This is a genomic window from Salegentibacter salarius (assembly GCF_900168265.1).
Taxonomy (GTDB): domain Bacteria; phylum Bacteroidota; class Bacteroidia; order Flavobacteriales; family Flavobacteriaceae; genus Salegentibacter; species Salegentibacter salarius.
The window spans coordinates 19,550-46,101 of sequence record NZ_FVZF01000027.1; the positions used below are offsets into that span (position 1 = coordinate 19,550).

Sequence of the window (26,552 nt, forward strand, 5' to 3'; positions counted from 1 at the left end):
AGCAAAAGCAGCGCAACCACTGTTCTAGTTAATATTTTCCAGAATTTTTTGATACGCTTTTATATTTTAACTTTGTACACAATATTAACAATTTCTATGCCCCTTATTTCTTAATGGCTTCACAAAATATTTACATATTAGGGATCGAATCTTCCTGCGACGATACAGCCGCAGCTGTATTACATAACGGCAAAATATTATCTAACATTATTGCTACACAGGAAGTACATCAACAATACGGTGGTGTGGTTCCAGAACTCGCTTCCAGAGCACACCAGCAAAATATAGTTCCGGTGATTCACCAGGCCATAGCCAGGGCAAATATCGATAAAAAAGATGTATCTGCAATTGCATTTACGCGCGGTCCCGGTCTTATGGGATCATTATTGGTAGGCACCTCTTTCGCTAAATCTTTATCGCTGGGATTAGGAATTCCGCTTATTGAAGTTAACCATATGCAAGCGCATATTTTAGCTCATTTTATTGAAGAGGAAAATTTTAAAAAACCAAGTTTCCCCTTCCTGGCTTTAACTATAAGTGGTGGACACACTCAAATTGTGAAGGTTTCTAATTATTTTGATATGGAAGTAATTGGCGAAACTACAGATGATGCCGTCGGCGAAGCTTTTGATAAAAGTGCTAAAATTCTAGGTCTACCCTATCCTGGCGGGCCTTTAATAGATAAATATGCAAAAGAAGGAAATCCTAAAGCATTTCCATTTCCCAACCCAAAAGTAAGCGGATTAAATTTTAGTTTTAGTGGATTTAAAACTTCGGTGCTTTACTTTGTGCAGAAACAAACCAAAGAAAATCCTGACTTTATTGCGGAAAACTTAAAAGATATTTGCGCTTCTATTCAATTTTCTATTGTTAGGATCTTAATGGATAAACTAAAGAAAGCAGTAAAGCAAACCGGAATTAATCAAATAGCCATCGCCGGCGGGGTTTCAGCAAATAGTGGTATTAGAAATGCATTAATGGATGCCGAAAAGAGATATGGCTGGAACTGCTTTATTCCTAAATTTGAATATACTACAGATAATGCTGCGATGATTGCTATCGCAGGGCATTACAAATATTTGGAAGAAGACTTTTCAGACTATTCTATTACTGCCCAGGCACGCTATAAATTTTAATCCATGCAACTTTTCTACACCCCGAATATTCAAAAAACCGACAAGCAAATCATTTTTCCCAAAGATGAAAGTCGGCATATAGCTAAGGTTTTGCGAAAAAACCAGGGTGATATTTTAAAAGTTACCAATGGAAAAGGTTCTTTATTTACGGCCGAAATAATTGAAGCAAATCCTAAACAGTGTTTAGCTAAGATCATTAAAGTTGAAGAAGAAGCTTCTAAAGCTTATCGTTTACACCTTGTAGTAGCACCAACCAAAATGAATGACAGGTACGAGTGGTTTTTAGAAAAGGCTACCGAAATCGGGATTGATGAGATAACCCCAATAATTTGTGATCACAGTGAAAGAAAAACCATTAAATTGAATCGTTACGAAAGGGTTTTACAAAGTGCGATGAAACAATCTTTACATTATAGATTACCTGTTCTTAATGAAGCGATTGATTTTTCTGAGTTTATAACTACTGAAATTGAAGGTCAAAAATTCATCGCGCATTGTGAAGAAGATATTCCACGCATTGCGTTAAAGAATGAAGCTAAAGAGAAAGAAATAATCACTATTCTTATTGGCCCGGAAGGCGATTTTTCGCCTGAAGAAATAAAACTTGCTTTAGAAAACGAATGGCGAGCGGTAAGTTTGGGAGACAGCCGCTTAAGAACTGAGACCGCTGCCATTGTTGGCTGCCATACAATCGCACTAATTAATCAGGATTAGGTTGTACGACGCTATTTTATTGATATTTTTACGCTTATGTTGAGTTTTAAAAAATATATCTTCCTATTTCTTTTTCTTGGATCTTTTCAATTCCTGGAAGCCCAGGAGATCGCGCTATTAAAATATAATGGTGGTGGCGATTGGTATGCCAACCCTACTTCCCTACCCAATCTAATCACTTTTTCAAATAACAATATCGGGACCAGTATTAAAAGTAAACCTGTTACCGTTACACCCGGGAGTTCAGATATTTTTCAATATCCTTTTGTACATATGACGGGACACGGAAATGTGATCTTTAACCAGGAAGAAGCTGAAAACCTTCGAAACTATTTATTGAGTGGAGGTTTTTTGCATATAGATGATAATTACGGCATGCAGCAATATTTAGAAAAAGAGTTAGAGAAAATATTTCCGGAGAAAAAATTGGAAGAATTACCTGCAAATCATCCTATATTTTCTACAGCTTTTAATTTTTCTTCGGGTTTGCCTAAAATTCACGAACATGATAATAAACCACCGCAAGCTTTAGGCATTTTCGATGAAAATAGATTGATTTTATTATTTACTGTAGAAAGTGATCTTGGTGATGGCTGGGAAAGTCCCGAAGTTCATAATGATCCTGAAGAAGTGCGATTAAAAGCATTAAAAATGGGAGCAAATATTTTAAAATACGTTTTCGAAAATTAATGGAACAGCTCTCGCATTTCGATGAAAAATTCAGCAAGAAGAAATTTCCTATTACCCTTGTTTTAGATAATATTACTGGGGAAGCAAATATTGGCAGCATCTTTAGGCTAGCCGATGCTTTTAACGTTGAAAAAATTATTTTTTCTGGAATTGAACCTAATCTTAAAAGCCGAAGACTTCAAAAAACTTCCAGAAATACACATAAGACCATAACATACGAATTAACCGAAGACGCGACTGATTTCCTCAAAAATGCAAAGACAAATTCTGAAATTTTTTCACTGGAAATAACTTCAGCAAGCATTCCTATTGAGAATTTTGAATATTCCGGGGAGAAAAAGAAAATTATTCTAATTCTGGGCAATGAGGCTTCAGGAATAAATAATGATTTCCTGGATACTTCTGATAAACATTTGCATATCAATATGTTTGGGCAAAATAGCAGCATGAATGTTGCTCAAGCCACAGGAATAGCGTTATATGAAATATCAAAAACAATATCGGCATTCGATAAGAAATAATATATTTACCTCGTGAATTCAAAATCAATTACTTTAGGAATCTTAAGAGCAACAGGAATAATGATTGGCATTATTCTTTTACTCTATTTTTTATATGAAATCCAATCGGTATTGGTTTATATCGCTATTGCCGCGGTAATTTCACTTGTAGGACGCCCGGTGGTTATCCTTTTAAGGCAACGATTAAAAATTCCCAATCAACTCTCGGTAGTATTAGTACTTATTCTGGTTCTTTCCATATTCGCGGGCATTATATTGGTATTTGTTCCAATCGTTATTGAGCAAAGTCAGTATTTAAGCCGAATAGATATGGATGCTTTTAGAAGCGATCTTAATGAGCTTAATAACCAGGTAAACAATTACCTGGGAGTAGAAGAAATCAATTTAATTGAAGGCTTAAAGCAAAGTGAGTTCATTAGAAACTTTGATATTAGCGCAGTTCCCACACTGCTTAACAATGTTTTCAGCATTTTAGGAGCTACATTAATAGCAATTTTTTCTATACTTTTTATATCCTTTTTTCTCTTAAAAGACAGTAAACTAATGCTAAATAGCATTTTGGTTTTTGCCAACCGTGGAGATGAACAGAAGTTTCAGCGGGTCTTTAATAAAATTAAAATTCTATTATCCAGATATTTTGTTGGGCTAACATTGCAGATTACGGTTTTATTCGTGCTTTACGCTATTCTGCTGAGTGTTTTTGAGATCAATAATCCTATAGCGATCGCTTTTATTTGTGCCTTCCTAAATCTGGTTCCTTATTTGGGGCCACTTTTTGCCGGGATTCTAATGGCACTGTTCGTGATCTCGAGCAACCTGGGAGCAGATTTTCAACTGATTATTTTACCGAAACTAGGCTATATAATGCTGGGTTATGCCATTTGCCAGCTTATAGATAATATGATCTCACAACCAATGATCTTTGGTGCCAGCGTAAAGTCGCATCCGCTGGAGATTTTTCTAATTATTCTAATTGCAGGAATTATTTTTGGCATTACTGGAATGGTTGTAGCAGTTCCTTTTTACACCGCCCTAAAAGTGATCGCTAAAGAATCTTTAAGCGAATACAAGATCGTAAAACGACTTACACGAGACCTTTAAACCATTATTTTGAATAAAGCCTTATTAGATCCCGAAGTCCAGGAATTTTTAAGGAAGAACCTGAAAATGTCTCCAGCTGAAGTAGCGCTTCGCGGAAGCCCTTTTCCCGGTATTTCTTCTTCAGAGTTGGCACAACAGTTAACCGGATTACAAAAGGCTAAAAAGAAACTGCCTAGCTGGTTTGAGAAGGAAAAAATTTATTATTCTCCAAAAGTTAACTTAGAACAAACTTCCTCTGAAACTACAGCAAAATATAAAGCTTCACTCGTAAAGGGAGAAAAATTAATAGACTTAACCGGCGGACTGGGTATAGATGATTATTATTTTGCCCAAAACTTTAAAGAAGTAGTTCATTGCGAATTAAATGCTGAATTATCTGAAATTTCTGCGCATAATCTAAAGCAATTAGGCTGTGAAAATGTTAGTTTTAAGAATCAAAACAGCATTGATTTCCTTAAAGATTCCAATAGACAATACGATTGTATTTATGCTGATCCCTCCAGACGTGATGGTTCTGGGGGAAAAGTCTTTAAACTGGCAGATTGTTTACCAAACATTCCCGAAAACCTGGAATTACTTTTTTGTAAATCAGATACAATTCTAATCAAAACCTCTCCACTACTCGATTTGCAGGCTGGAATATCCGAATTAAAATTTGTAACCGAAATACATATTGTAGCAGTTAATAATGAAGTAAAGGAATTATTGTGGTTTTTGAAGAAAGAAGAGTCTGTTTCACCCAAGATTAAAACCTTGAATTTTACAAAAAATGAGGTTGAAAAATTTGATGGGGTTTTTAATAATAATCCTTCTGATGTAAATTATTCGGTTCCAAAAAAATTCCTTTTTGAACCCAATTCAGCAATTATGAAAAGTGGATTGTTCGAAGAAGTTGCTGTTCAAACTCAAACTTCAAAACTTCATCCAAACTCTCATTTGTACACCTCAGAGAAAGAAGTTGTTTTTCCCGGCAGAAAATTTAAAATTATTGAGGTACAGGAATATAAGCCAGGTGTTTTAAAGAAAAAAATTAAGAATTATAAAGCCAATATTAGCGTTAGAAATTTTCCTGAAAGTGTAGCCGTGCTAAGGAAAAAATTTAAAATAAAAGATGGCGGTAAAAATTATTTATTTTTTACCACCAATATAAATAACGAAAAAATCGTACTGTTTTGTGAGAAGATTTAGGCTTTATCCTGAAGTCTGTCTTTCACGAATTCTACCTTTGTTTTACCGTGAGGTGTTGGTTTACCTGCTTCATCTAAGGTCACCATAATTACTTTGTCTATAGTAATTATCGTAGAACGGGTCATTTTGTTTCTAACCTCACATTTTAGCGTTAAGGAAGTAGTCCCAAATTTTAATACTTCAATTCCTATCTCTACAATATCACCCTGTTTAGCTGAATATTGAAAATTAATCTCACTCATGTATTTAGTGACACATTTCGAATTTTCTAGTTGAATAATACTATATAGGGCACATTCTTCGTCTATCCAGGCCAATAATTTACCGCCAAACAAGGTGCCATTGGGATTTAAATCTTCGGGCTTGATCCATTTTCTGGTATGAAATCTCATCTTTTTCTTTTAAAATTAACCATTAAAAATGGGCTGGTAAAAGCTTTTTAAAGATTTACCAAACCCATAAAATTTAGATAAGTTATTTTTATTATCCCTAAAAATAAGGCATTAGAATTGTAAAATCTTATAAGTAGTTTTTTGCAGCTTCAATGATTTCGGCGTGATCAAAAGCAAGTTTAGGTAAATCGTCTATACTTACCCAGGATGCTTCTGCCGCATCATCGCCGGCACTAAGGTCTTCTTCACAAAAGATTCTACTTACAAAAGCTATAGAAATGGTTCTTCCCCTAGGGTCTCGTCCCGGGGCCCCAAAAGCTCTCACTTGTTCCATAGTTTCCACCGCTACTCCGGTTTCTTCTTTAAGTTCTCGCTTGGCCGCTGTTATCAAATCTTCAGATTCGTTTATAAAACCTCCTGGCAATGCCCATTGGCCTTCAAAAGGATCATTTTTTCTCTTTATAAGCAAAACCTTAAATTCACTGTTAGCATTACAAAAAACTACACTATCTACGGTTACTGCTACTTCTTGCTGTTTCATTTTATTTTAAAGTTTTAGGTATTTGTATATCTGTTTTAAATCTTTTATTGAATTTTTCTATAAAATATGCCGAAAGTAAAGGAGAGGCTTCTTCAACATTTTGATGTATAAAAAAGTAAACATTCTCCAGGCCTTCTTTATGCCATTCTTCCAATTTACCCAACCAATCGTCCAGCCTCGTATAATCTGAGCTGTGATTAGCACCATTATACCTGATAAAAGCGGTAGGATTACTCAATCTCATATGAATAAGATCACGTCTTCCGGCGGTATCGGTAATTATATGTGCAACATCTCGTTTCTTTAGTACATCATAAAATTCGTTAGCCATTGATTCATCGGCATACCAATTTTCGTGTCTTACTTCTGCAGAAAGCGGAATTTCTTTTGGCCAATGCTCGAAAAAACCATCTAGTCTTTCTAAAAATTTGGGAGCAAAATTTTCTGGCATTTGCAAGAAAACCGTTCCTAATTTTTCTCTTAGCTGAAGCAGGTTTTTTATAAAATCATCTGTTAATTCCTCGGTTTCATTTAAACGTTTTAAATGACTAATAAGCCTTGGCACTTTTGGGAAGAACTTAAAATCGTTATCAGCTTTTTCATACCATTTTTTAAACTGCTCTTCCTCGTACATCCTATAAAAAGATCCGTTGAACTCTATGCTATTAAATTGCGAAGAGTAATATTTCAACTCATCTTTTGTACCTCGCGGATAGAAATTCTTGAGATCTTTTCTATTCCATTTAGCGCAACCTATTCTTACATCTTTAAATCCTCCATTATCTCCTTTATCATTAAGAACTTTAATGGTATCGGGATGCGTTTTAGGTAGGTTAAAGTCTATGTTTTCGGGATGTTCTACTTTTCCAAACTTCATTCTAAACTAATATTTGTTAAAGTAAACCGTTTTTCTATTGGTAAATTCCCTGATCCCGTGATGCGATAATTCTCTTCCGTAACCAGAAATCTTAGTGCCGCCAAAAGGTAGTCTGGGGTCACTCTTAACAAGTTCGTTCACGAAAACGGCTCCATCTTCAAATTTGGGAACCATCTTAAGGGCAAATTTTTCATCTTCTGTAAAAATAGAAACACCAAGACCAAAATTGGAAGAATTAACAAGATCTACCGCTTCCTGGTCATCTTTAAATTCGGTTACAGAGATCGCAGGGCCAAAAGTCTCTTCATCAAAAATTGGCATTCCTTCTTTAGCTCCTGTTATAATAGTTGGTTCAAAGTAAGTCCCATCGCGTTTTCCGCCAAGGATAATTTTTGCACCTTTTTTTACAGAATCTTTGATCTGGTCTTCCAGATCTTCGGCCAGACTTTCTTTAGCCATGACGCCAATAAAAGTCTCCTTATCCATAGGGTCGCCACTTTTCAGTTCGCGAACCTGCCTGGTGAATTCATCCAGAAATTCTTCAGCGATATCTTTATGTAATAGTAAACGTTTCCCGGCAATACAGCTTTGTCCTGTATTTTGAAAACGAGCTTGCACGCAGGTTTTAACGCTTTCAGTAATATTAGCATCCTTAAATATTACCAGGGCATTACTTCCTCCAAGCTCTAAAACCGATTTCTTTATTTCTTCACCGGCAATAGAAGCTACACTGCTTCCGGCACGGCCGCTACCGGTTAAGGTTACGGCTTTTACATATGTGTGACGTATTATATTTTGAACTTTTTTACTTCCAATTACCAGGTTTTGAAAACAATCCTTTGGAAAACCTGCCCTTTCAAATACTTTTTGAATATTATTGGCAGAAAGCATCACATTACTAGCGTGTTTTAGAATTCCAATATTCCCGGCCATAAGTGCCGGCGCCGCAAACCTAAATACCTGCCAGAATGGATAATTCCACGGCATCACCGCCAAAACAACTCCTAAAGGCTCATAAGCTACATAAGAGTTTTTAGCATCGGTTTTTATCTTTTCATTTTCTAATTGAGATTCTGCATTCTCAGCGTAATATTCACAAACCCAGGCACATTTTTCAATTTCTGCAACAGCCTGGGTAATAGGTTTCCCCATTTCTTTGGTAATAGCTTCTGCATATTCCTGAGAATTATCCTTAAGCTCTTTTGCAGCTTTCATCATTAAATTACTGCGCTCAGCAAATGAAGTTTCCTTCCAGGATTTAAACCTGGAATGAGCTTTTTGTATGCATTTTTCAACTTCGGTATCACTTAATTCGTGATGGTTAGAAATTTCCTCTCCTGTATATGGATTCCTTGAAATTATCATTGGCTAATTAATGTTTTAGAATTTGGTTGATCTAGGCGTTCATTTAAAGATAAAAAGAAGAATAGGCTTAGGCAGGCCGATTAAGACGATTTTAACGTGCAGAAATGTTTATAACTAGTTTACAAGTCTTTAAAGAGGCCCGACTTTTGAGGTTTAAAGTTTATTAAATTTAAGAAAACACAGTTCTTATGATACCACGTGACCTTCAATTAGTAGAACTTAGGCCAGAAATTCCTTCGGCCAGAGTTTCAGAAAACATGAGTTTAGACGAACAATTTCAGAACAGAACTTTACGGCCAATCGCCAAACTTCAGGATGAATTGTTACTGGAAGTCTTTAGAAATTACACCAAAAAACACAAGAACAAATTCTATGAACTAAAGCTTGAAAAACGCTTTATTTATATTGAAAACGCAATTCAAAAGGATATAAAATTCAGAAATAGTTTAAAGGGTATTATAATAGGACAATTCACTTTAGAGGAATATGCGACCTATATTGAGAATTCTTCGGCCTTAAATAAACGTATGATGAATATTGTAAAAGAGCGGTTACAAAGCAATATTCAGCTTCTAGAAGAGGAAGTAGCGTACTAGAAGTCCGATTAAGATCGTGATCGCAAAACTCATTAATGTACCTATAAGTACGTATTCGGTTTGCTTTCTGGCGCTGGCATCGGTTTTATCGCTGAAGCGTAGAATAGATTTTGCTGCGATCAGAAAACCTATTGCCGAAAAATTTTGAGTGAGAATAAAGGTTAAAACCAAAATTCTTTCAAAAATACCTATATATCTTCCTGCTGCTTCCAGGCTGTGGCTTTCGCCATTGGGTTCAATTTCATTATGCCAGCGGCTGGTAGCTTTCCCAATTAGAAAACCGGTTGGAAAAATAACCAGTAGGTATCCCATGAAAATTGCAAGAATCTGTTGTGAGGAAAATATTTCAGCAATAAAAGGAATCAATTCTGAAAAGCCTTCAATAAGATAAAGCCAAACCAAAATTATGATAAGGATGTGCCATAATTGATCTAATAAAAACAGTTTTAAAGTATCTTTTTTATGCTGAAGTTTCCATAGATCGATAAAAAAATGACTTAAACTTATTGCAATGGGTATATACCATAAATGCCATTGCTGGAGGAATAGATAAGTTAGAAAACCTGCTAAAAATGAGTGAAAATATAAAAACCAGGAGCTTGCTTTTTTCTCTCTTTTTTGTTTTACCAGTTTGGTAGGTTGCAGCACAAAATCGGTTAAAATATGTGCCACGAGAAGTTGAAGCAGGATTAAGGTAGTTTCTTCCATAATTAAAAGCTCTGGGCAGTTACATTTTCAAAACGTTTCAGTAGGACAGAAATTGCTTCCCAGCCACAAGCCTTTTTTCGCTGATTCACCGCCGACTGACTTATGTTAAGTATTTTGGCAATCTCTGTTTCTTTCATTCCTTTTAAAAGAAAATAAACCACTTCTGCTGAAGCCTGGCTCCATTTTTCCAGTACTGCATCTAATAGAAATAAGCTTGCCTCAAATTCAGAATTCAAGCTATCCAGAGGTGTTTTTAAACGAATTTTCCTGGAATCGTTTTTCATCTCGTCTAAAGTTCTTCCCGATAACTGAAAAGCCTGCCCGTTAGATTCGGCTATAGAATCTCCTTTATAATCGAAATTGCCAATTCCAATAGCAATTTTCACATCGGCCAAACTACTTAAAGTTTTTTGATCCTTCGACTTTACTTTATTAATAAGGCTCTTTATTCGTAAAGCTATTTTTAATGAATCCTGAAAGTTTGAAATTACACCCTGAAAACTATCACCGCGATAAATTTCAAAATCAATTTCATTTTCGGCATAATCCTGCTGCAATTTTTCAAATTCTGAATTTAGATTTTTTAAAATTTCATCTAAAAACGATTCTGAATAATTGGAAGAATCCACTAAATCGGCTGTGATTACGGCTATCATATTTCAAATATAATAAAAATATTAGTCTGTAAGCTTATATTAACTTTTTATAAGCTTATAGACTTATATTTTAGCGTTATAAGCTCAGAGACTTATATATAGATTAACCGGTCTTATTAAACTTTTGCTAAATGTTCTTGTAGACTGTTTAGGTTATTTAATTTTAAAAAAAATCAACAAAAAAAATAATATGTTAAGTAATAAAAAAGAACTCTATTTAAACTGTTTAGATGCTGTAAATGAGCAAATAGAACGATATCAAAAAGAAATGGACCTCATAAAAGAATCTATGGAAGCCAACGATGTGAAAACAGATTATGATGAGGATAATAAAGGTGAATTACTAAGCGATTTCGAAAAAAATGCCAGTCGTTTGAGTGATGCCCGTGAGATGAAAGAAAGTTTAAGCCGCATAGATCCAGATCATTATAGCGATAAAATTAGTTTTGGTAGCGTTGTAGAAACCAGCGGGAACTATTATTTTATCTCAGTTCCTATTGGTGAAATTTCTATGGAAGATGGAAGTAGCGTGTATGCAATATCTACTGAAGCTCCAATTTACCAGGAAATGGAAGGAAAAGAAGAAGGAGATACCTTTAGCTTTAATGATGAAGAAGTGAAAATTACCGCAGTAGGTTAAAAACCTATTCCGGATATTCTACCCTGAGGTGAAAAATGTTCTTAAGCTTACGTTTAAGAATCTTTTTCACCACTTGTATTTCTTTAAAAGTAATATTAGCATTTAAAAATTGCTCTTCCTTCATTTGCTTATCGATAATCTTCTCTACAAAATTATCTATCACTCCCGCTGTTGGTTCTTTTAAACTTTTACTGGCGGCTTCCACACTATCACACATCATTAATATTGCCGTTTCTTTGCTGAAAGGAATAGGGCCAGGATACCTGAAATCATCTGCTACTGCGTTATCATTTTGCTCTTTCTCTTTCATATAAAAGAAGTAAACCGTGGTGGTCCCGTGATGTGTTCTAATAAAATCTATAACCCTATCTGGAAGATTATGTTTTTTAGCGATTTCAATTCCGTTAATCACGTGATCGGTAATAATTTGAGCACTTTCTCTTGGTGCCAACTCATCATGTGAATTCACCGCTGAAGTTTGATTTTCAGAAAAATATGTTGGGTTTTTCATTTTACCGATATCGTGGTAAAGTGCTCCTACCCTAACTAACATGGCATTCGCATTAATTTCATTGGCGGCAGCTTCAGCCAGGTTAGCTACGTTTAAAGAATGATGAAATGTTCCCGGTGCTTTTTCTGAAAGTTCTTTCAGTAATTTTGAATTGGTATCTGAGAGTTCCAGCAAAGACATATCTGAAACCATCCCGAAGATCTTTTCATAGATATAAATCAAAGGCTGCACAAATAGTGTGGCCAATCCTCCAAGCAGGAAGGTTAGTAAGACTTCACCTTCCACATCAGCGATATTTCCCTCCTGAATAACAGTGAAAGCAAAATATGAAATAATATAAACCAGTGTTATTTGCCCTACAGACACAAAAAGATTTGCCCTCTTATAAAGTTCAGAAACCGTTAGAATAGTGACAATTCCTGCAATAATTTGCAGAAACATATACTCGTAACTGTTAGGTACAATAAACCCTAATAACAGCACCGTAATTACGTGAGTGAACATTCCTAAACGAGCATCAAAAAAGGCTTTTAAAGTAAGTGGCAAAATACACAGTGGCACTACATAAACGTAATCTATATTGAAATTAACTACCAGTTTGGTGAGCAACACCATAAAGAGAATATTGAAGAAGATAAATGTTACCTTAACATTATTCTCAAAGATTTCTTGTCGATATTTTCTAATGAATAAAAGTAGCATTAAAAGCGCCAGTGCCACTAATACACTATATCCAACTATAATCCACTTATAATTACTTTCACTCCAAACCTGAGATTCATATTCATTTTTAAGCGACCTAAGAATATTATATTTATTGCCTTCTACCACTTCTCCCCGAGCTATAACTCTACTTCCCTGCTCAATATTACCACGGGTATAGGAAATATTATCTAATTTACTTTGAAGTTCTCTTTGGGTAAATTCGCTATCAAAACTTACGTTAGGCTCTATTAGGTTGAAAAACACTTCCAATAATTCATTCTCTATATATGAAAGATTAGACTGCTCGATTTCGGTATTTAAGAAGTTTCTTACTTCATCCTGCTTAAGAATATTCTTATAAGAGATTTCAAAGGCTTCATTTCCCTTTCTTAAATAAACAAGCTGATTATCTTCTACGCGATTATTGGCCTGTAATAAACCAAATTCATAAACTTCCTCAAGGGTTTCATTCACAAACCCAATAATTTGTATTTCCCTGTTACGTAAAAGACTATCAGGGAATACTTCATATACCACATCGGGTACTTCAGCTTTTACCTGTTTCGGAATTTCCTGGTTATACTGAAAATAAGGAGTGTGATTATTTCGAATTTGCTGCCTTTCCTGCTGAATTTCTTCTTCAGATTTTAATATAGCGAAATCAAACGGCGCATAAAGATTTTCATACTGCCACGGCTTTCCTTTAGGAATTTCATATTTAAAATTACCACCTCTAGGAAGCAGGTAAACAATTAGCACTGCTGTAAGCGCAAATAAAAATACCTTGTAAAATAATGCCTGATTCTTATACAGGTTATTTACGAATTTCTTCATATAAATCGTGCTATTGCTCAAATGTACTAAAAAATAGCGGCCAAAGGAGCACTCTTGTTAAGTTCCTTATAAAATCACTAAATTCGCAAAAGAAGAAATAACTAAAACATAAATGATGAATAACGAAGTAGTAATTGTAAGCGCCGCAAGGACTCCAATTGGAAGTTTTTTGGGTAGCCTATCTACCGTAGAAGCTACCGATCTTGGTGCTGTTGCCATCAAAGGAGCTCTAAATAAAATTAATTTAAAGCCTGAACTTGTACAGGAAGTATTAATGGGAAATGTAGTGCAGGCCGGTGTTGGCCAGGCACCTGCAAGACAGGCAGCTTTAAAAGCCGGAATTCCAGATACTGTTCCCTGTACAACCGTAAATAAAGTATGTGCCAGCGGGATGAAAGCCGTAATGCAGGGTGCACAATCTATTATGCTGGGACAAAATTCTATAGTTGTTGCCGGTGGAATGGAAAATATGAGTTTAATTCCGCATTATTTATACCATAGAAAAGGACAAAAATTTGGTCCTGCCAAAATGGAAGATGGGATGCAAAAAGATGGTTTGGTAGATGCTTACGACCATAATGCCATGGGTGTCTGTGCCGATCTTTGTGCTACCGAACATCAATTCTCCAGAGAAGATCAGGATGCGTTTGCCATTAAATCTTACGAACGTTCTGCCCAGGCCTGGGCCGACGGAAAATTTGATAATGAAGTTGTTCCGGTTGAAGTTCCACAGCGAAAAGGAGATCCTTTAGTAGTAAAAGAAGACGAGGAATTCAAGAATGTGAGAATGGATAAAATAACCTCACTTCGTCCCGCGTTTAGTAAAGACGGAACGGTAACCGCTGCAAATGCTTCTACCATTAACGATGGAGCTGGTGCTGTGGTTTTAATGAGCCGTGAAAAAGCTGAAGAATTAGGCGTAGAGATTTTAGCTAGCATTAAAGGTTTTGCCGATGCCGCCCAGGAACCAAAATGGTTTACAACTGCTCCAGCCAAAGCTTTACCTTTAGCGCTTAAAAATGCAGGTGTTGCTCAAAACGATATAGATTTCTTTGAATTCAACGAAGCTTTCTCTGTGGTTGGCCTCGCGAATATGAAGATTTTAGGAATTAGCGACGAGATCACCAATGTTCACGGTGGCGCCGTTTCTCTTGGTCACCCACTGGGTTGCAGCGGAGTAAGAATTCTTATTACTTTATTAAATGTATTGCAGCAAAATAATGCTAAATTAGGTGCGGCCGCAATTTGTAATGGCGGTGGCGGTGCATCTGCAATGGTAATAGAGCGAAACTCTTAATTTTATATTTTTTATTGAATGCAATACGGAATTTGCCCCCTAAGCATTGTGCCACTTCGCGAAACCACATCTAATAATAGCGAAATGGTCTCTCAGGTTCTTTATGGAGAACATTTTAAAATACTTGAAGAACGTGCTCAATGGAGCAGGATTCGTGTTGCATTCGATAATTTTGAGGCCTGGATCTCAAATAAACAATTACTTAAAATTCCCGAAGAAACTTACTTCCAATTAGACCGGGCTACACCAAAATATTCTGCAGACCTTTTTGATTTTGTGACCGATCATAACGGGCATCTTATTACTATTCCTATTGGTGCTTCGCTTAATGCCACCGGCTTATTGAACCATCATTTTGAGGGACATTCGGTTTCGGGAGAGAAACCTAAGATGGAAATTGTAAAAACTGCCCTACTTTATTTAAACAGTCCGTATGCCTGGGGCGGGAAATCGCCGCTGGGAATTGATTGTAGCGGACTTACACAAATGGTCTATAAGCTAAACGGCTACCAATTAAATAGAAATTCAGCCGATCAGGCGAAACAAGGCGAACCGCTTAGTTTTATTGAAGAAAGCGAAGCCGGAGATCTAGCCTTTTTTGATGATAAAGAAGGAATAATAGATCACGTGGGTATTATGATGAATGATAACTACATTATTCACGTAGATGGGAAAGTTAGAATTGATCGCATTGATCATTCAGGAATTTTTAATGCCGAATTAAAAAGACATACCCACCAATTACGAGTAATAAAGAAGATTATTTAAGCTTTACCGAAAATCGTGGAAAAGTTTTGGTTTCCTGCTTTCTTGAGGAAACTTCATTTTTTCAATTTTTTCTACGGAAGTTTTTTCTAAGCTAACTTTCACTTTCAATCCAGCTTGCAAATGCTCCTGAAGCTTACTAGTTTCAGCAAAATCATTCGGAATCCTTATCAGGATTTCATCAGTTTGATTTTCATTTAAACTTGCTTCAATAACAAATATTTTCAGGGATTGAAAAGCCGTAAGTAAATTGATGATTTGCTGCGGATAAAGGGTAGTTCCTCTCAACTTAATCATTTGCTTTTTACGCCCAACCGGTGTGCTAATTCTAATTGACTTTCTACCACAATCACAATTTTCCCCGTAAAACTTTACCATATCTCCGGTTGCAAATCTCACTAAAGGCATTGTTTGGGTTTGTAAAGGCGTAACCACTAATTCCCCAATTTCACCGGGTTCTACCGGGTTTTGATTTTCATCTAAAACTTCGGGAAAAATTAAATCGGGCAAGCTATGATTTCCCTTATGGAATTCACACTCGGTAAAAGCGGTACCCATTTCGGTACTGGCGTAGGTAGAAAATAACTCTATATCCCAAAGTTCTTTAATTTTTTGTCCTAAAGAATTCAGACTGAAATCTGGGTTTCGCAAAGGTTCGCCAATACAAACAGCAACTTTAATCGAAGAGCTTTTATAATCAATTCCATTTTGCCTGGCAAAATCGATCATTTTCAATAAAAAGGAAGGAACTGCAACTAGAATATCAGGTTGAAAGCGCTCTATAGATTCCCACTGCAATCCGGGCAGACCGCTGCCGGTTCTTACAATCCCGGCTCCCAGTTTTCGTAATCCTAAAAAGTAAGCCATCCCGGCCATAAATCTGCGATCTAAAGTCGTAGTAAGTTGCACCACGCTAGATTTCCTGACTCCTACCATTTCAAAAGACTGACGTTCATTTTCTGCCAGCCGATCTAAGTCGGAGTCATTTAAGGCAAAACTAACAGGATTGCCTAAAGTTCCTGAAGTAGTCACATAATCTATAATTTCATCTTTTCTAACCGCAATAAATTCTTGATTATAATTTTGCAAATCCTCTTTGGTAGTAATCGGGATTTTTCTGTATTCTTCATAAGACTGAATTACTTCAATATCAATTTTACAATCTGTAAAACGCTTTTTATAAAATGGAGAGTTTGCCGCAGCGTAACTTAGCTGTTTTTTCAGCACTTCCTCATTCTTATTTATATCGTAGAAATTAGTCATTTAGATTTTGCGGTAAGATTTTTTAATCATTTTATCTAAGTATCCTTCGTCCGGTAAAGTGGTCACTTCCCTCCTTTTCGCCTGCTTATAATTGATCACAGCTTTTTTAAATTCTTTTTGCTGAAAATAGTAATCACCGGCAATTTTATAAACTTCCCAGAAATGAGGATTTAGATATTTTAATTGCTTAATTTCATCTTCTGAAATCTTCTTTTCTTTAGAAGTAGCTTCAGAGATTTTCCGACTTAGTTTTCGATATTTTTCGTAATCTTTATAAGCTTCGGTATTTACAAAAGGATCTTCAGCGATAGTTTCATCAGTCATAACACTGCATGATACATTACCAGCGTCAAACTTTTTAAATACAATATCGAGGTCGTAAGCAACAAAAGCACCCAGCTGATATTGATTTGCAGAAACCCAAACCTTTCTTTCTTCAGGTTTAAAAATGATCCCGTGGTGGGCGAGCAGTTGATTTATAGCCATTTCATTGCCCATTCCCAGCTTAGCACCTTCCAAACCTTCTTTATTCCTTAATATTTCAGCTGCTTTTTTTGGGTTTAATTTCTCTTTTTCAGAAAGCAATTCCTGCATTTTATCAAATCTATATTGCGTATGACTTTCCTCAATGGCTTTTAAATTTCGGTTATCTTCCGCGTAAGCTTCGCTTTGAAAATGGTTGCTGCATACTAATTCATTCGAATTTTCAACCTCGTAAACTCCAAAATTCCCCGGGGCCACTTCAATAAGAATAGCTTTATGTTCTGAAGCACTTCCCACCATAATAGATTCTGAAACAAAAACTTCACGCTTTTTAGCAATGGCTATGGCCTCTGTAGTTGAAGACGCATATTGGAGTATTTCGCGAGCAACTAAACTAATTGGAGTTTTGGCTTGAAGCGGAATTTTACTTTTTCCGGCGTTTATGGTGACACTGATGCCCTTTTCATTCAAACCACTCACAGAACCAATCATCCCTGCCCAGGTGTACATCATAAACTTATGTCCTTTATCAGGATTAACAAAAGCAGCAATCTTCTCTTCCGCAAATTCATCGCCCGCATAAAAATCGAAATTCCTGCCTAAAAGTAATTGCCCATCTTCTGTTTTATTGTCCCAGGCTGCAAAAGAAGTACATCCCACCAGCATCAAATCCTGCAAGGCGTGACCAATATCGTGTGCTCCGTGAAAATAAAGCATTCTAACATAGACCGGAGCGAATTCATTATGCTTTTCTAATCCAAAAAGCGAAGTACCGTAAATTTCTTGCTTATATTCTTCCGGAACGTGCAAATACATTTTACGATTAAACCAGGCTACGGTTTTTTTGAGGAAATTACGGTATCCGGTGCCGGGAACAAGTTCATAGATCTTGTCCATAAAGGCAGTTTCCTGCTTATGCATCAATTCCCGGGTTAAGCTTCCACTTATTACACCGCGCTCCAAAGCATCACCTTCAATATATAATTCCCAAATACCATACTTATTTTTGTACAGTGAATTTTTGCCAATCCTATAATGAGTATCACTGAGCTTAGTTCTTGTAGTATCTATATTTTCTATTCCGGAAATATCGGGACGATCCTGCATGGATCGCTTTATTCCGCAGGAATTTAGGAGAAATAAGACTCCAATAAAAACTGATACTTTTACAAAAAACAATTTCACTTAATCCATTCTTTTTAAAACCAGGATATCATTTTGACGATATGCAATTTCAAAGTTATAGTCTATTAGCCACCTGCTCTCATACACCGAAGTTAAAATAATTACTTTCTCTGCGTTTTTCTTTATCGCATCTTTTAGGTTTTGAGCAATTGCTGCTTCCGGTTTTTTAGCAATTATAAACACGGAAATATCCTTAAATTCTGACGGAAAATCTTTCTGAAATTGCAAATTTTCAGAATTAGCGCTGAAAGTATTTTTTGAAATCTCTAAATTTTCTCCATTCGGATCAAAAACCCTAAAATGAGTATTTTGATTTTTCAGAAATAAGAACACAGGTAAAAGTCCTAAGTAAGTGTTCTGCAAAAACACTTTTTCATTTGGTTCTATAAATCTAGAAATTACTAGAAACCGTTCCCTATTGATGGAAAACCCCTTTTTTGCTTTTTTATAAACAGATTTATATCGATAATTCGATAAAACTTTCTGTTGAAAATATAGCTTTTCTTTTGAACCCTTGCTTTTAAAAATAGAAGTGAAACTGAATGCTGGCTTTCCATTTCTTTTTCTATTGAAGAACAAGATCTGGAATATTTTTGTTTGCAGCACAAATGCTACGATCATCGCTGTTAAAACCCCAATTACTGAAACAATGGAAACCGATTGCAACGCTGGATGCTTAGCAAAAACAAGTGCCCCAATTCCCAGTAAAGTAGTTAAAACCGATAGTAAAATAGAGGCTTGATAGGTTTGTAAAGCTGGTTTACCGGTCTCATATTCCTTAAGGCAGGCATTGGTTATAAAAATGCTATAATCTAAGCCCAGGCCAAAAATAAAGGTGGAAATAATAATGTTGAGAACATTAAATTGTATGCTAAAGATCGCCATAATTCCCAATGCAATAATCCAGGTGATGGCAATAGGTAAAAGCGTAAGTAAACATAGCAGTAAACTACGGTAGAAGAACAGTAAAACAAAGAAAACCGCAAGGACTGAAAATAAAATAAGTCGGTTAAATTCGTTTTTTAAATTCCCCAGAAAGTCCTGGTTCATTTGTTTTCTATCTATTGCTATTATATTTTTATCTTTTTCCAGTTCTTGTAATACCTCTGGTTGAGTTTCATCAAAACTAACGGTACTCGTCACACTAGCAAACCCCGGACTTCTATTTATAAAATTATCTAAATAAAGTGTATTGACATTGCGATAATCATCAAGGAAAATTCCGCTGAAATCTTTATTCAATTGCTCATAAAAACGTGTAAAACTTTTTTCCTTAAAGCCAAGTTCAGTCGATTCTCTCAGAAGATTTTCCTTTAGATTTTCCCTTTTAGATCGGGTCCAGAAATCTTCCCAATTTTCGATTTTTTCGTTCTGGGTTTGGGTAGAAAGCACTACCCCACCAATACTACTGAAGCTTTTGATCTTATTTTCATTTTTCAGTAGCCGTAATTCCTGGTAGAGCTCGTTGTTTTGTTCCAGGGCTTCCTCAATATCTTTTCCGTAGGAAACCAGGTAAGTAGTGTTGGCAGCTTTTCCGGAGATATTCTTAATATTTTCCTCAGCTTGTTTTACATTTTCCGGTTCGTAATTAAGTTGAGAAAGATCTTCGTTAAATTTAACTGAATTAAAAAAGAAGAGTCCACCTATAAATAGTAAGATCACTCCACCAACTAGAAACATATTCTGATAAAACCGCTTTGCAGCAATTTTATCTAACCAGTTAGATTTTATTCCCTTGGGATCTTGTGGTACTTTGTAAAACTGCGGAATTAAAATTAGTGCAAAAATAGATGCAGTTACCACACTCACGGCGGCAAAAATCCCCAAGTCGTTTAAAGCTTCACTTTTTAGAAATAAAAGGCATAAAAAAGCGATAGCCGTGGTAAAACTGCTCATTAAAATAGGTCTGGCCACATCTTTATAAAGCGATTCCACATTAGCATTATTCCTGAAATGAGTAAGAATATGCAGAGCGTAATCCAGGCTAATTCCTAAAAGAATAGCACCAATTCCCAAAGAAATTGCTGAAACCGAAGATTTTGTAATATATAAAATGCTAATTGCCGTTAAAGCGCCCAACAAACTGGGAATAAAGAGCAATAAAGGAACGTAGAACTTCCGGTAAAAAAGGATTAGCAAAATAAACAGAATACTAAATGCAATACTTAGCGTTATTTGAATATCCTTTTTAATTTGATTTGCATTAGCAATAGCATACAAAACCCCACCAAAATACTGAGCATTAACTTTCGAATTTTGATTTAAACCCGAAACAATTTGCTCCAATTCATTAATAAAAACTTCATTGTTTTTAGTTTCTGAAGATGAATATTTGGGTGTAATAAACAATAATAGATGTTGTTCATCTTTAGTGATCAAATAATTGTTATAGATCTTAAAGTTATCATCAACCTGTAACTCGCGAAGCTTCTGTAAGCCAAGGTTAGTTATTGAAAGTGGATCTTTAAATATAAATTGCTTGGTAACAAATCCGGTTGGAGAAACCAGGGTTTTATACGATTTTTCCAGCCGGTCTCGAATACTGTCAACCGCCAGCCGGTCTTCTATTTCAGCGTAATCTTTGTTATTCAGAAATAAAGGTAAGTTTTGGTACACGAAATCGTAGACTTCAAGAATTCCTTCTTCAGGTACTTTTCCCTGAATTTTAGTAAAATATTCCGGTATTTGAGTATGAAGGGAATCGGTAAATCGATTTGCATACTGGGTAAGTGCTTCGGGATTTTTTTCTTCCGAAGAAATAGCAATAATGAGTTTATCGGAAAACTCGGTATGATCCAGAACCTTCCTTAAAACATCCTGTTTTTCTCCAGTTGGAATCAGTTTGGTAACATCTTCTTCTAACTGAATTTGAGTAGCAAAATATCCACCGGCAACTACAAATAGTGCCAGGAACAAAAAACCAACTGCTTTCTGTTTTCGGAAAAAATAATAAAGCCTGAGAAAAAGAGTGTGCATTTAAGGTTTTACCACCTGTTTTTGGTTTGTCACCGAAAATAAGAAATAAAAGACAATCCACAGCAGCAGAGCTGCAATTCCTGCAAGGGCAAAACTTCCAATTATATATTGCCAAAGCCCAAGGAAAATATCGGCAGTAGAATCAAAATCTTCCGGTCTTAATTCCCAGGCTAAACCGCGCCCTATAAGCAAAGAACCTGCCTGATAACTCGCATAAATTATAAAAGGAATAAGTGGTGGGATACTGATATTACTAAAGAGAAAAGCTACTACTTTGTTGAGTTTAAACAAAGCCGCAAGACTAAAAACTAATAGAGTATGTAGCCCCCAAAACGGCAAGATACCTACAAAAACACCCAGTGCTATTGCCGCTGCTTTTTTATGAGCAGGCTCCTGACTTTTAATTATATTTTCTTTCCAAAACCGTTTATAACCTTTCTTCCTAAAATCCTGGTAAGTATCGCGAGGATGGATATAGAAAAAACTAACCAAAACAAACCAAATATAAAGTATGGTTATCCTGGTAATATCCCAAAACGGTCTAAAATGCGTCACCCGGTTTTCTTCATAAAAAACCTTAATAGGTACGTTTCTAACTTTTACTTTTCTCCAGGCAGACTTTACAATAATCTCAATTTCCAATTCAAATTTATTGGTATAAAGTTTTATTTGATTAACAACTTTTAAAGGATAAAGCCTGTAGCCACTTTGGGTATCGGTAAGTTGGGTACCGGTAACCACTAAAAACCAAAAATTAGAAAATTTATTTCCGGTGGTACTTTTACCTGGTATCCCATCCTGGCCCATATTGCGGTCTCCTACCAGTAAAATTTCAGAATCGGCACTTTTTTCTTCTAAATGCGTAAGAAAAATATCCAGATCATCGGGATAGTGTTGCCCGTCTGAATCTATAGTAATAGCATATTCATAACCTAGATCTTCAGCTAGCTTAAAGCCATGTTTTAAAGCCTCTCCCTTACCTTTATTTTCTTCGAAGTGATGAATGTTTATTTCGTGAAAATCCTTGAGAATTGTTTCCGTAGTATCTGTAGAACCATCGTTAATTACCAAAAGGTTGGAGGTGTATAACAGTAGATCCTGCAACACACTGCCCAGCGTCTTTTCGTTGTTGTAGGTAGGAATTAGAATACAACAATTTAAAGCTTCAAATCTGGATTGATATATAGGTTTTTGGTTCAAATTAAAATGGCTTTAATTGCAAAAGTAAAATTAAAAAGGAAAGCACAATATCTTAAATGACTAAGATTCTAACTTTTTATAAAAAGAATTGATTTTCAATGAGATACCTTCCGAATTCCTGGCAATTCCCTTAAGTTTTATTTCTCCGTCTAATTCGTCAATTTCAGATTCCAGGTTTAATAAAGCATTTTTATTAGGGTCTACTACTGCCATAAACTTTACATTAGAACCTTTTTTAAACTGCAGTTTACAATCACACCTACGCTCCGCCTCTTCTTTGAATAAGTGCATTAAAATTACTCCGGGAGTTACCGGCCTGCCGGGAAAATGCCCTTCGTAAATAGCGTGATCTTTATTAATTTGGAGTTGTGTAAAATATTTTCCCTCTTCCCGCGAAGAATTTAATACTGAATAAAAATCCTTTAATAACATAGCTTGGTTGGTTGTTAGTGTTTTACTCGATAATCGAGATTAGATGCTCCGAGGCTTGCCTCGAAATCAGATTATATTTTCCAATAACAATTGCTTCGTGAGCTTGCTCCGAAGTTTTTTACTAAATTAAACAGAAAATTCAGGATTTTTAGTCTTTATAGTAAGTTTTAAGGTTGAAATACAGAAGACGGAATTTCTTTATTCCATTGGATTTGGCTAAACTCAATAACTGTAGCATCGCCTGACTCTTCCATTAAACTTACTTTTTCTACTAAATTTTCAGCATTAAATTGCATGTGTATTTCAGCAAACATTTGTCTTAAATGCTCATCCTTAGGAATAATAACCGCAATTATATTATCATTCTCTTTAATATATGAAAAATCAAAATTTTCATTATCCTGAAGTAATTTGCCATTAATGGTTCCTGTTATTAATTTAGCTATTTTGCTAAAAAGTTTACTAGAAGCGGTATTTCTAACACTTTTATCGCCGGCGTCATTAATATGCAATTCCCCCTCTATTAAAATAATTACATAATCTTGCGGCTCAGTATATTTCCATTTTAGTTTTTCAGGATTTTGATAGTATAATTTCCCCCGGCTCACAGTTTCGTCTGCAATCATCTCCATACTCTTGGTCTGGATGAAATTGGCTTGTAAAGTTTCAAGCTCGTTTGCTTTAGCCGTCATTTTTTCCTGGAATTGAGCAACTTCCTCTTTAGAAAGATCTTGCTGGGCAGCCAGGTTAAGGCTAAAAATGAAAAGTAAGAGACTAAGAATACGCATTGATTTCCAATAATTTATCAGGTCTAACAACCTCGTAATGATTATTTTTCAAAAATAACAACAACTGTTCCAGTATGTTGACGGTTTTAGCATTATTATCGTGCAAAAGAATTACCGCGCCGGGTTTAATTCTTTTCTTAATTCTATTTAAAATAATTTCTTCGGAAGAAACAACTGCATCAAAAGACCTGATGCTCCAACCTACAGATTTCAAACCGGTTTTTTGAAGCGCCTTTTGTGTTTTTGGACTTACTATTCCGAAAGGTGGTCTAAATAGCTTCATTTTTATTCCTGCGGTTTCTTCCGCAATTCTATTACATTCTTCAATTTCCCAAACAATCCTGGAAACACTTAAAGCTCCCATTTTTCTAGTGTGAGTGTAGGTGTGGTTACCAACAAAGTGACCTTTTTTAATAATTTCTTTAAAGATATCTGGATATTTTTCAATCCTTTTTCCAATGCAAAAAAAGCCAGCCTTTGCATTATATTTTTCCAGAACTTTAAGTACTTCCAAAGTATTTTCCACCGGCCCATCGTCGAAAGTAATGGCGATCTCATTTTCCTTGATCTTTCGATTTTCGCTAAAAGATTTTACGAAAAAATTAAAACGCACATTGGTAGAAACTGTGAGTAAAAATAGGATGTAAAAAACTATAAAAGCCAGCACATACATAAATGATGCGAGCCCAAAAAAAGCTAATACCAGGCCTGCAAACAGCAAGAGAATGATAATCGTGTTTATAATTCTAAACCGCACTTAGTAAAATTAAACTGTGATCTCTCCCAAGATACTGATTGTAAATTAAAATATTCTTCAGTTTTTTTGGGGTTGAACTATTTAGGTTCATAATAGAAGGAATTCTGCCGTTTTTTAAAATTTTACAAGCTGAGTAAAGCGCAAATCCCGAAACCGTATCATAATCCCCTACCAAATGTTTATAAGCTAATTGTGTGGTGTTTTTAAATAGATTTTGCTGAAGATTCTTATAATAATGATCATACCTGTTATCGCCATTATTTCCAAAAATCACTGCATCTATTGCAGCAGCATTTATATTATTTTTAATCAGGAAAATTTCAACTTCTTCATTAATTTTCTCCGGCTGAATTGAATTTTTTATAGAAACGTCTTTAAATTCAGCATAGGAATTATTGTTTTTTTCTGTTGAAAGTGTAAAAAAATGTGAGCCTTCTGAAGTGATTGTTCCAGGGGAATCCTCTTTCAATAAATCCAGGTTATGAATATCTACGGATTTTAATTGTCCATCTAAACTTTTAAACTGTGTGATTTTTTCTGAAAGCTCATCTACGCCACCAACCAAAACCGATTTATTTTCTGAAGTTTCTAAAAGCTGCATTTCTGCATCTAGAAAAGCACTTTCTAAAGAAGCTGAATTTTGTGTATAAGTTACATTGTAATTTTTACAGCCTAAATTTAAAGCAATTTGACCTCCAATCGTGTTGTGCGTAGATTGTATAAATGAAGTGGGCGACAACAATTCTTCGTCCTGGTCTAATAAATTTTCCAGAAACCTCTCGGTGTCCTGCTTGCAACCTTCTCCGGTTCCGGTAATAATAGCATCGGGAATTTCAATCTTTGCCTCGCTTAAAGCTACTTTTGCGGAAGTAATTCCCATTTTTATAGCTTTAGACATTCGTCTCAAGGCCATAGGTTTTATAAACTCCTTATAATTTGGTGAAATTGCCGGGAAAATAGTTTTATGATAGGAAACCGGATTTGCCTCAGAATCTAAATTTTGAGCCGAAATACTACTAATCCCGTTAATATAAATTTTAGCCTTCATCTTTAGCAAAAATTAAAGAGGTGCAATTACCGCCGAATCCGAAGGAATTTGATAGAATAAAATCCAATTTCTTTTCTTTTAATTCGGTAACCGGCTCCAATCCTGTTTCGTTCATTGTCCGGGAGAAATTAAGATTTGGAAATATTTGTTGCTTGTTTAAGCTTAGCAAACTATAAACCGCTTCTAAGGCACCGGCTGCGGCCAGGGTATGCCCGGTAAAGGTCTTGGTAGAACTGAAATCGGGTACATTCTCACCAAAAAGTCTTTGTAGCGCCCTACTTTCCGAAAGGTCATTATTTTTAGTAGCAGTACCGTGGGCGTTGATATAATCTATTTTTCCTGTTTTAAGTTTGGCAATTTTCAGCGCTTCTTGCATCGCTAAAAGTGCGCCTTCCCCATTTTCTGAAGACGCTGTTTGGTGAAAGGCATCATTGGCATTTCCATAACCCATAATTCTGCCTAAAACAGGTTTTCCTTTTAATTCTTCTTCGGCTTCTAAAATCAGATAAGCAGCACCTTCTCCCAGGTTCAGCCCGTTGCGATTTTCATCAAAAGACCGGCAATGTTTATCAGAGAGGATCATCAAAGAATTAAATCCGTTCAGGGTGAATTTTGTAAGGCAATCTGTGCCGCCCACAATAACACGTTTTAATTTTCCCGTTTTAATCATCCTGGCACCCATCATAATTGCGTTTGCCCCAGATGAACAGGCGGTACTTATTGTGCTAACAAAACCAGTGATTCCGAAATGTCCAGCTATTTTTTCAGTAGTGAATCCGGGATGCTGAGAGCGTATAAAACGATTATTTTCGGTTTTACCTTCAGTAAATTCTTTAAAATGATTTTCAGTCGCATCAATACCTCCTACGCTGGTTCCAGAGATAAAACCGGTTTCAGCATCAATTTTAACCTTTGACTGTTCCAGGGCTTCCTTTATTGCTATACTACCCAGTAAAGCAGCACGGGTAAAACTATGACCTTTAGGTAGCTCTGAGGCTTCGGTAAGTGATTTGTTAGAAAATTTTATTTCTCCAACCGGGATATTTTTATGGGTGGTATTAAGAATTTCAGGAAAACTAATACCGCTTTCCTTAGATAAGAGTGATCTATAATTCGCCTCGGTATTGTTGCCAATAGCAGAAATAATTCCCATTCCGGTTACGGCAACACCTCTATTCATAAT

26 protein-coding genes are annotated in these 26,552 nt (G+C 35.7%); 10 read left to right on the plus strand and 16 right to left on the minus strand.

Annotation, left to right across the window (positions count from 1 at the left end):
• Positions 1-113 precede the first annotated feature (113 nt).
• Genes tsaD through B5440_RS13335 form a run of 6 tightly spaced genes read left to right on the plus strand, consistent with a single transcriptional unit; the run spans position 114 to position 5,350 of the window.
• The gene (tsaD, locus tag B5440_RS13310; RefSeq protein ID WP_070054314.1) at positions 114-1,136 is read left to right on the plus strand and encodes a tRNA (adenosine(37)-N6)-threonylcarbamoyltransferase complex transferase subunit TsaD; all 1,023 of its coding nucleotides are present in this window, start codon (positions 114-116) and stop codon (positions 1,134-1,136) included.
• Between the two features lie 3 nt (positions 1,137-1,139).
• Positions 1,140-1,850, plus strand: a complete 711-nt coding sequence (locus B5440_RS13315; protein WP_070054313.1) for a 16S rRNA (uracil(1498)-N(3))-methyltransferase — start codon at positions 1,140-1,142, stop codon at positions 1,848-1,850.
• A gap of 36 nt (positions 1,851-1,886) precedes the next feature.
• The gene (locus B5440_RS13320; protein WP_070054312.1) at positions 1,887-2,540 is read left to right on the plus strand and encodes a DUF4159 domain-containing protein; all 654 of its coding nucleotides are present in this window, start codon (positions 1,887-1,889) and stop codon (positions 2,538-2,540) included.
• The gene (locus B5440_RS13325; RefSeq protein WP_070054311.1) at positions 2,540-3,061 is read left to right on the plus strand and encodes a TrmH family RNA methyltransferase; all 522 of its coding nucleotides are present in this window, start codon (positions 2,540-2,542) and stop codon (positions 3,059-3,061) included. The genes B5440_RS13320 and B5440_RS13325 overlap by 1 nt, the downstream gene beginning before the upstream one ends.
• A 60-nt stretch (positions 3,062-3,121) precedes the next feature.
• Positions 3,122-4,162: an AI-2E family transporter gene (locus tag B5440_RS13330; RefSeq protein ID WP_394330412.1), complete on the plus strand. Its 1,041-nt coding sequence runs from the start codon at positions 3,122-3,124 to the stop codon at positions 4,160-4,162.
• Positions 4,163-4,171: 9 nt separating this feature from the next.
• Entirely contained in the window at positions 4,172-5,350 is a 1,179-nt protein-coding gene (locus B5440_RS13335) for a class I SAM-dependent methyltransferase (protein ID WP_070054309.1), read from the plus strand.
• On the opposite strand, the gene B5440_RS13340 is transcribed toward B5440_RS13335, so the two are convergent.
• The 4 genes from B5440_RS13340 to B5440_RS13355 form a co-directional block, all read right to left on the minus strand.
• Positions 5,347-5,742: an acyl-CoA thioesterase gene (locus B5440_RS13340; protein ID WP_070054308.1), complete on the minus strand. Its 396-nt coding sequence runs from the start codon at positions 5,740-5,742 to the stop codon at positions 5,347-5,349. The genes B5440_RS13335 and B5440_RS13340 overlap by 4 nt on opposite strands.
• A gap of 127 nt (positions 5,743-5,869) precedes the next feature.
• Entirely contained in the window at positions 5,870-6,283 is a 414-nt protein-coding gene (locus B5440_RS13345; protein ID WP_070054307.1) for an NUDIX domain-containing protein, read from the minus strand.
• Position 6,284: 1 nt separating this feature from the next.
• Positions 6,285-7,160 (minus strand): DUF72 domain-containing protein, encoded by an 876-nt coding sequence (locus tag B5440_RS13350; RefSeq protein ID WP_070054306.1) that lies wholly within the window; start codon positions 7,158-7,160, stop codon positions 6,285-6,287.
• Positions 7,161-7,166: 6 nt separating this feature from the next.
• Complete coding sequence (locus B5440_RS13355; RefSeq protein WP_070054305.1) at positions 7,167-8,525, minus strand: NAD-dependent succinate-semialdehyde dehydrogenase; 1,359 nt, start codon at positions 8,523-8,525, stop codon at positions 7,167-7,169.
• A 188-nt stretch (positions 8,526-8,713) separates the two neighbouring features.
• On the opposite strand from B5440_RS13355, the gene B5440_RS13360 reads away from it, so the two are divergent.
• Entirely contained in the window at positions 8,714-9,121 is a 408-nt protein-coding gene (locus tag B5440_RS13360) for a glyoxalase (protein ID WP_070054304.1), read from the plus strand.
• Here B5440_RS13360 and B5440_RS13365 read toward each other — a convergent pair.
• Both B5440_RS13365 and B5440_RS13370 read right to left on the minus strand, forming a co-directional pair.
• Complete coding sequence (locus B5440_RS13365; protein WP_070054303.1) at positions 9,098-9,829, minus strand: DUF3307 domain-containing protein; 732 nt, start codon at positions 9,827-9,829, stop codon at positions 9,098-9,100. The two genes, B5440_RS13360 and B5440_RS13365, sit on opposite strands and share 24 nt — an antisense overlap.
• A 2-nt stretch (positions 9,830-9,831) precedes the next feature.
• Positions 9,832-10,485, minus strand: coding sequence for a hypothetical protein (locus B5440_RS13370; protein WP_070054302.1), 654 nt, complete (start codon positions 10,483-10,485; stop codon positions 9,832-9,834).
• Positions 10,486-10,675: 190 nt separating this feature from the next.
• Here B5440_RS13370 and B5440_RS13375 point away from each other — a divergent pair, with 190 nt between their 5' ends.
• Positions 10,676-11,125: a transcription elongation factor gene (locus tag B5440_RS13375; RefSeq protein ID WP_070054328.1), complete on the plus strand. Its 450-nt coding sequence runs from the start codon at positions 10,676-10,678 to the stop codon at positions 11,123-11,125.
• Positions 11,126-11,129: 4 nt separating this feature from the next.
• Here B5440_RS13375 and B5440_RS13380 read toward each other — a convergent pair whose 3' ends face one another.
• On the minus strand, positions 11,130-13,175 hold the full coding sequence (locus B5440_RS13380) for an HD family phosphohydrolase (protein WP_070054301.1): 2,046 nt from the start codon (positions 13,173-13,175) through the stop codon (positions 11,130-11,132).
• A gap of 115 nt (positions 13,176-13,290) precedes the next feature.
• Between B5440_RS13380 and B5440_RS13385 the strand changes: the two genes are divergently transcribed.
• Together B5440_RS13385 and B5440_RS13390 are read left to right on the plus strand one after the other, a co-directional pair.
• Entirely contained in the window at positions 13,291-14,472 is a 1,182-nt protein-coding gene (locus B5440_RS13385; RefSeq protein ID WP_070054300.1) for an acetyl-CoA C-acyltransferase, read from the plus strand.
• Positions 14,473-14,490: 18 nt separating this feature from the next.
• Positions 14,491-15,240: a C40 family peptidase gene (locus tag B5440_RS13390; RefSeq protein ID WP_070054299.1), complete on the plus strand. Its 750-nt coding sequence runs from the start codon at positions 14,491-14,493 to the stop codon at positions 15,238-15,240.
• A 3-nt stretch (positions 15,241-15,243) separates the two neighbouring features.
• On the opposite strand, the gene B5440_RS13395 is transcribed toward B5440_RS13390, so the two are convergent.
• The 9 genes from B5440_RS13395 to B5440_RS13430 form a co-directional block, all read right to left on the minus strand.
• Complete coding sequence (locus B5440_RS13395) at positions 15,244-16,500, minus strand: flexirubin biosynthesis putative acyl-CoA ligase FlxY (protein ID WP_070054298.1); 1,257 nt, start codon at positions 16,498-16,500, stop codon at positions 15,244-15,246.
• Positions 16,501-18,168, minus strand: coding sequence for a C45 family autoproteolytic acyltransferase/hydrolase (locus tag B5440_RS15515; protein WP_070054297.1), 1,668 nt, complete (start codon positions 18,166-18,168; stop codon positions 16,501-16,503).
• Complete coding sequence (locus B5440_RS15520) at positions 18,169-21,084, minus strand: MMPL family transporter (RefSeq protein WP_234996391.1); 2,916 nt, start codon at positions 21,082-21,084, stop codon at positions 18,169-18,171.
• Positions 21,085-21,144: 60 nt separating this feature from the next.
• Complete coding sequence (locus B5440_RS13405) at positions 21,145-22,344, minus strand: DUF2062 domain-containing protein (protein WP_070054295.1); 1,200 nt, start codon at positions 22,342-22,344, stop codon at positions 21,145-21,147.
• A gap of 60 nt (positions 22,345-22,404) precedes the next feature.
• Positions 22,405-22,776: an ApeI family dehydratase gene (locus B5440_RS13410; RefSeq protein WP_070054294.1), complete on the minus strand. Its 372-nt coding sequence runs from the start codon at positions 22,774-22,776 to the stop codon at positions 22,405-22,407.
• A gap of 167 nt (positions 22,777-22,943) precedes the next feature.
• Positions 22,944-23,564, minus strand: coding sequence for a flexirubin biosynthesis/transport protein LolA2 (locus B5440_RS13415; protein WP_070054327.1), 621 nt, complete (start codon positions 23,562-23,564; stop codon positions 22,944-22,946).
• On the minus strand, positions 23,551-24,321 hold the full coding sequence (locus tag B5440_RS13420; RefSeq protein ID WP_070054293.1) for a polysaccharide deacetylase family protein: 771 nt from the start codon (positions 24,319-24,321) through the stop codon (positions 23,551-23,553). The genes B5440_RS13415 and B5440_RS13420 overlap by 14 nt, the downstream gene beginning before the upstream one ends.
• Complete coding sequence (locus B5440_RS13425) at positions 24,311-25,369, minus strand: beta-ketoacyl synthase chain length factor (protein ID WP_070054292.1); 1,059 nt, start codon at positions 25,367-25,369, stop codon at positions 24,311-24,313. The genes B5440_RS13420 and B5440_RS13425 overlap by 11 nt, the downstream gene beginning before the upstream one ends.
• On the minus strand, positions 25,359-26,549 hold the full coding sequence (locus tag B5440_RS13430) for a beta-ketoacyl-[acyl-carrier-protein] synthase family protein (RefSeq protein WP_070054291.1): 1,191 nt from the start codon (positions 26,547-26,549) through the stop codon (positions 25,359-25,361). Before B5440_RS13430 ends, B5440_RS13425 begins: the two co-directional genes overlap by 11 nt.
• Positions 26,550-26,552 lie beyond the last annotated feature (3 nt).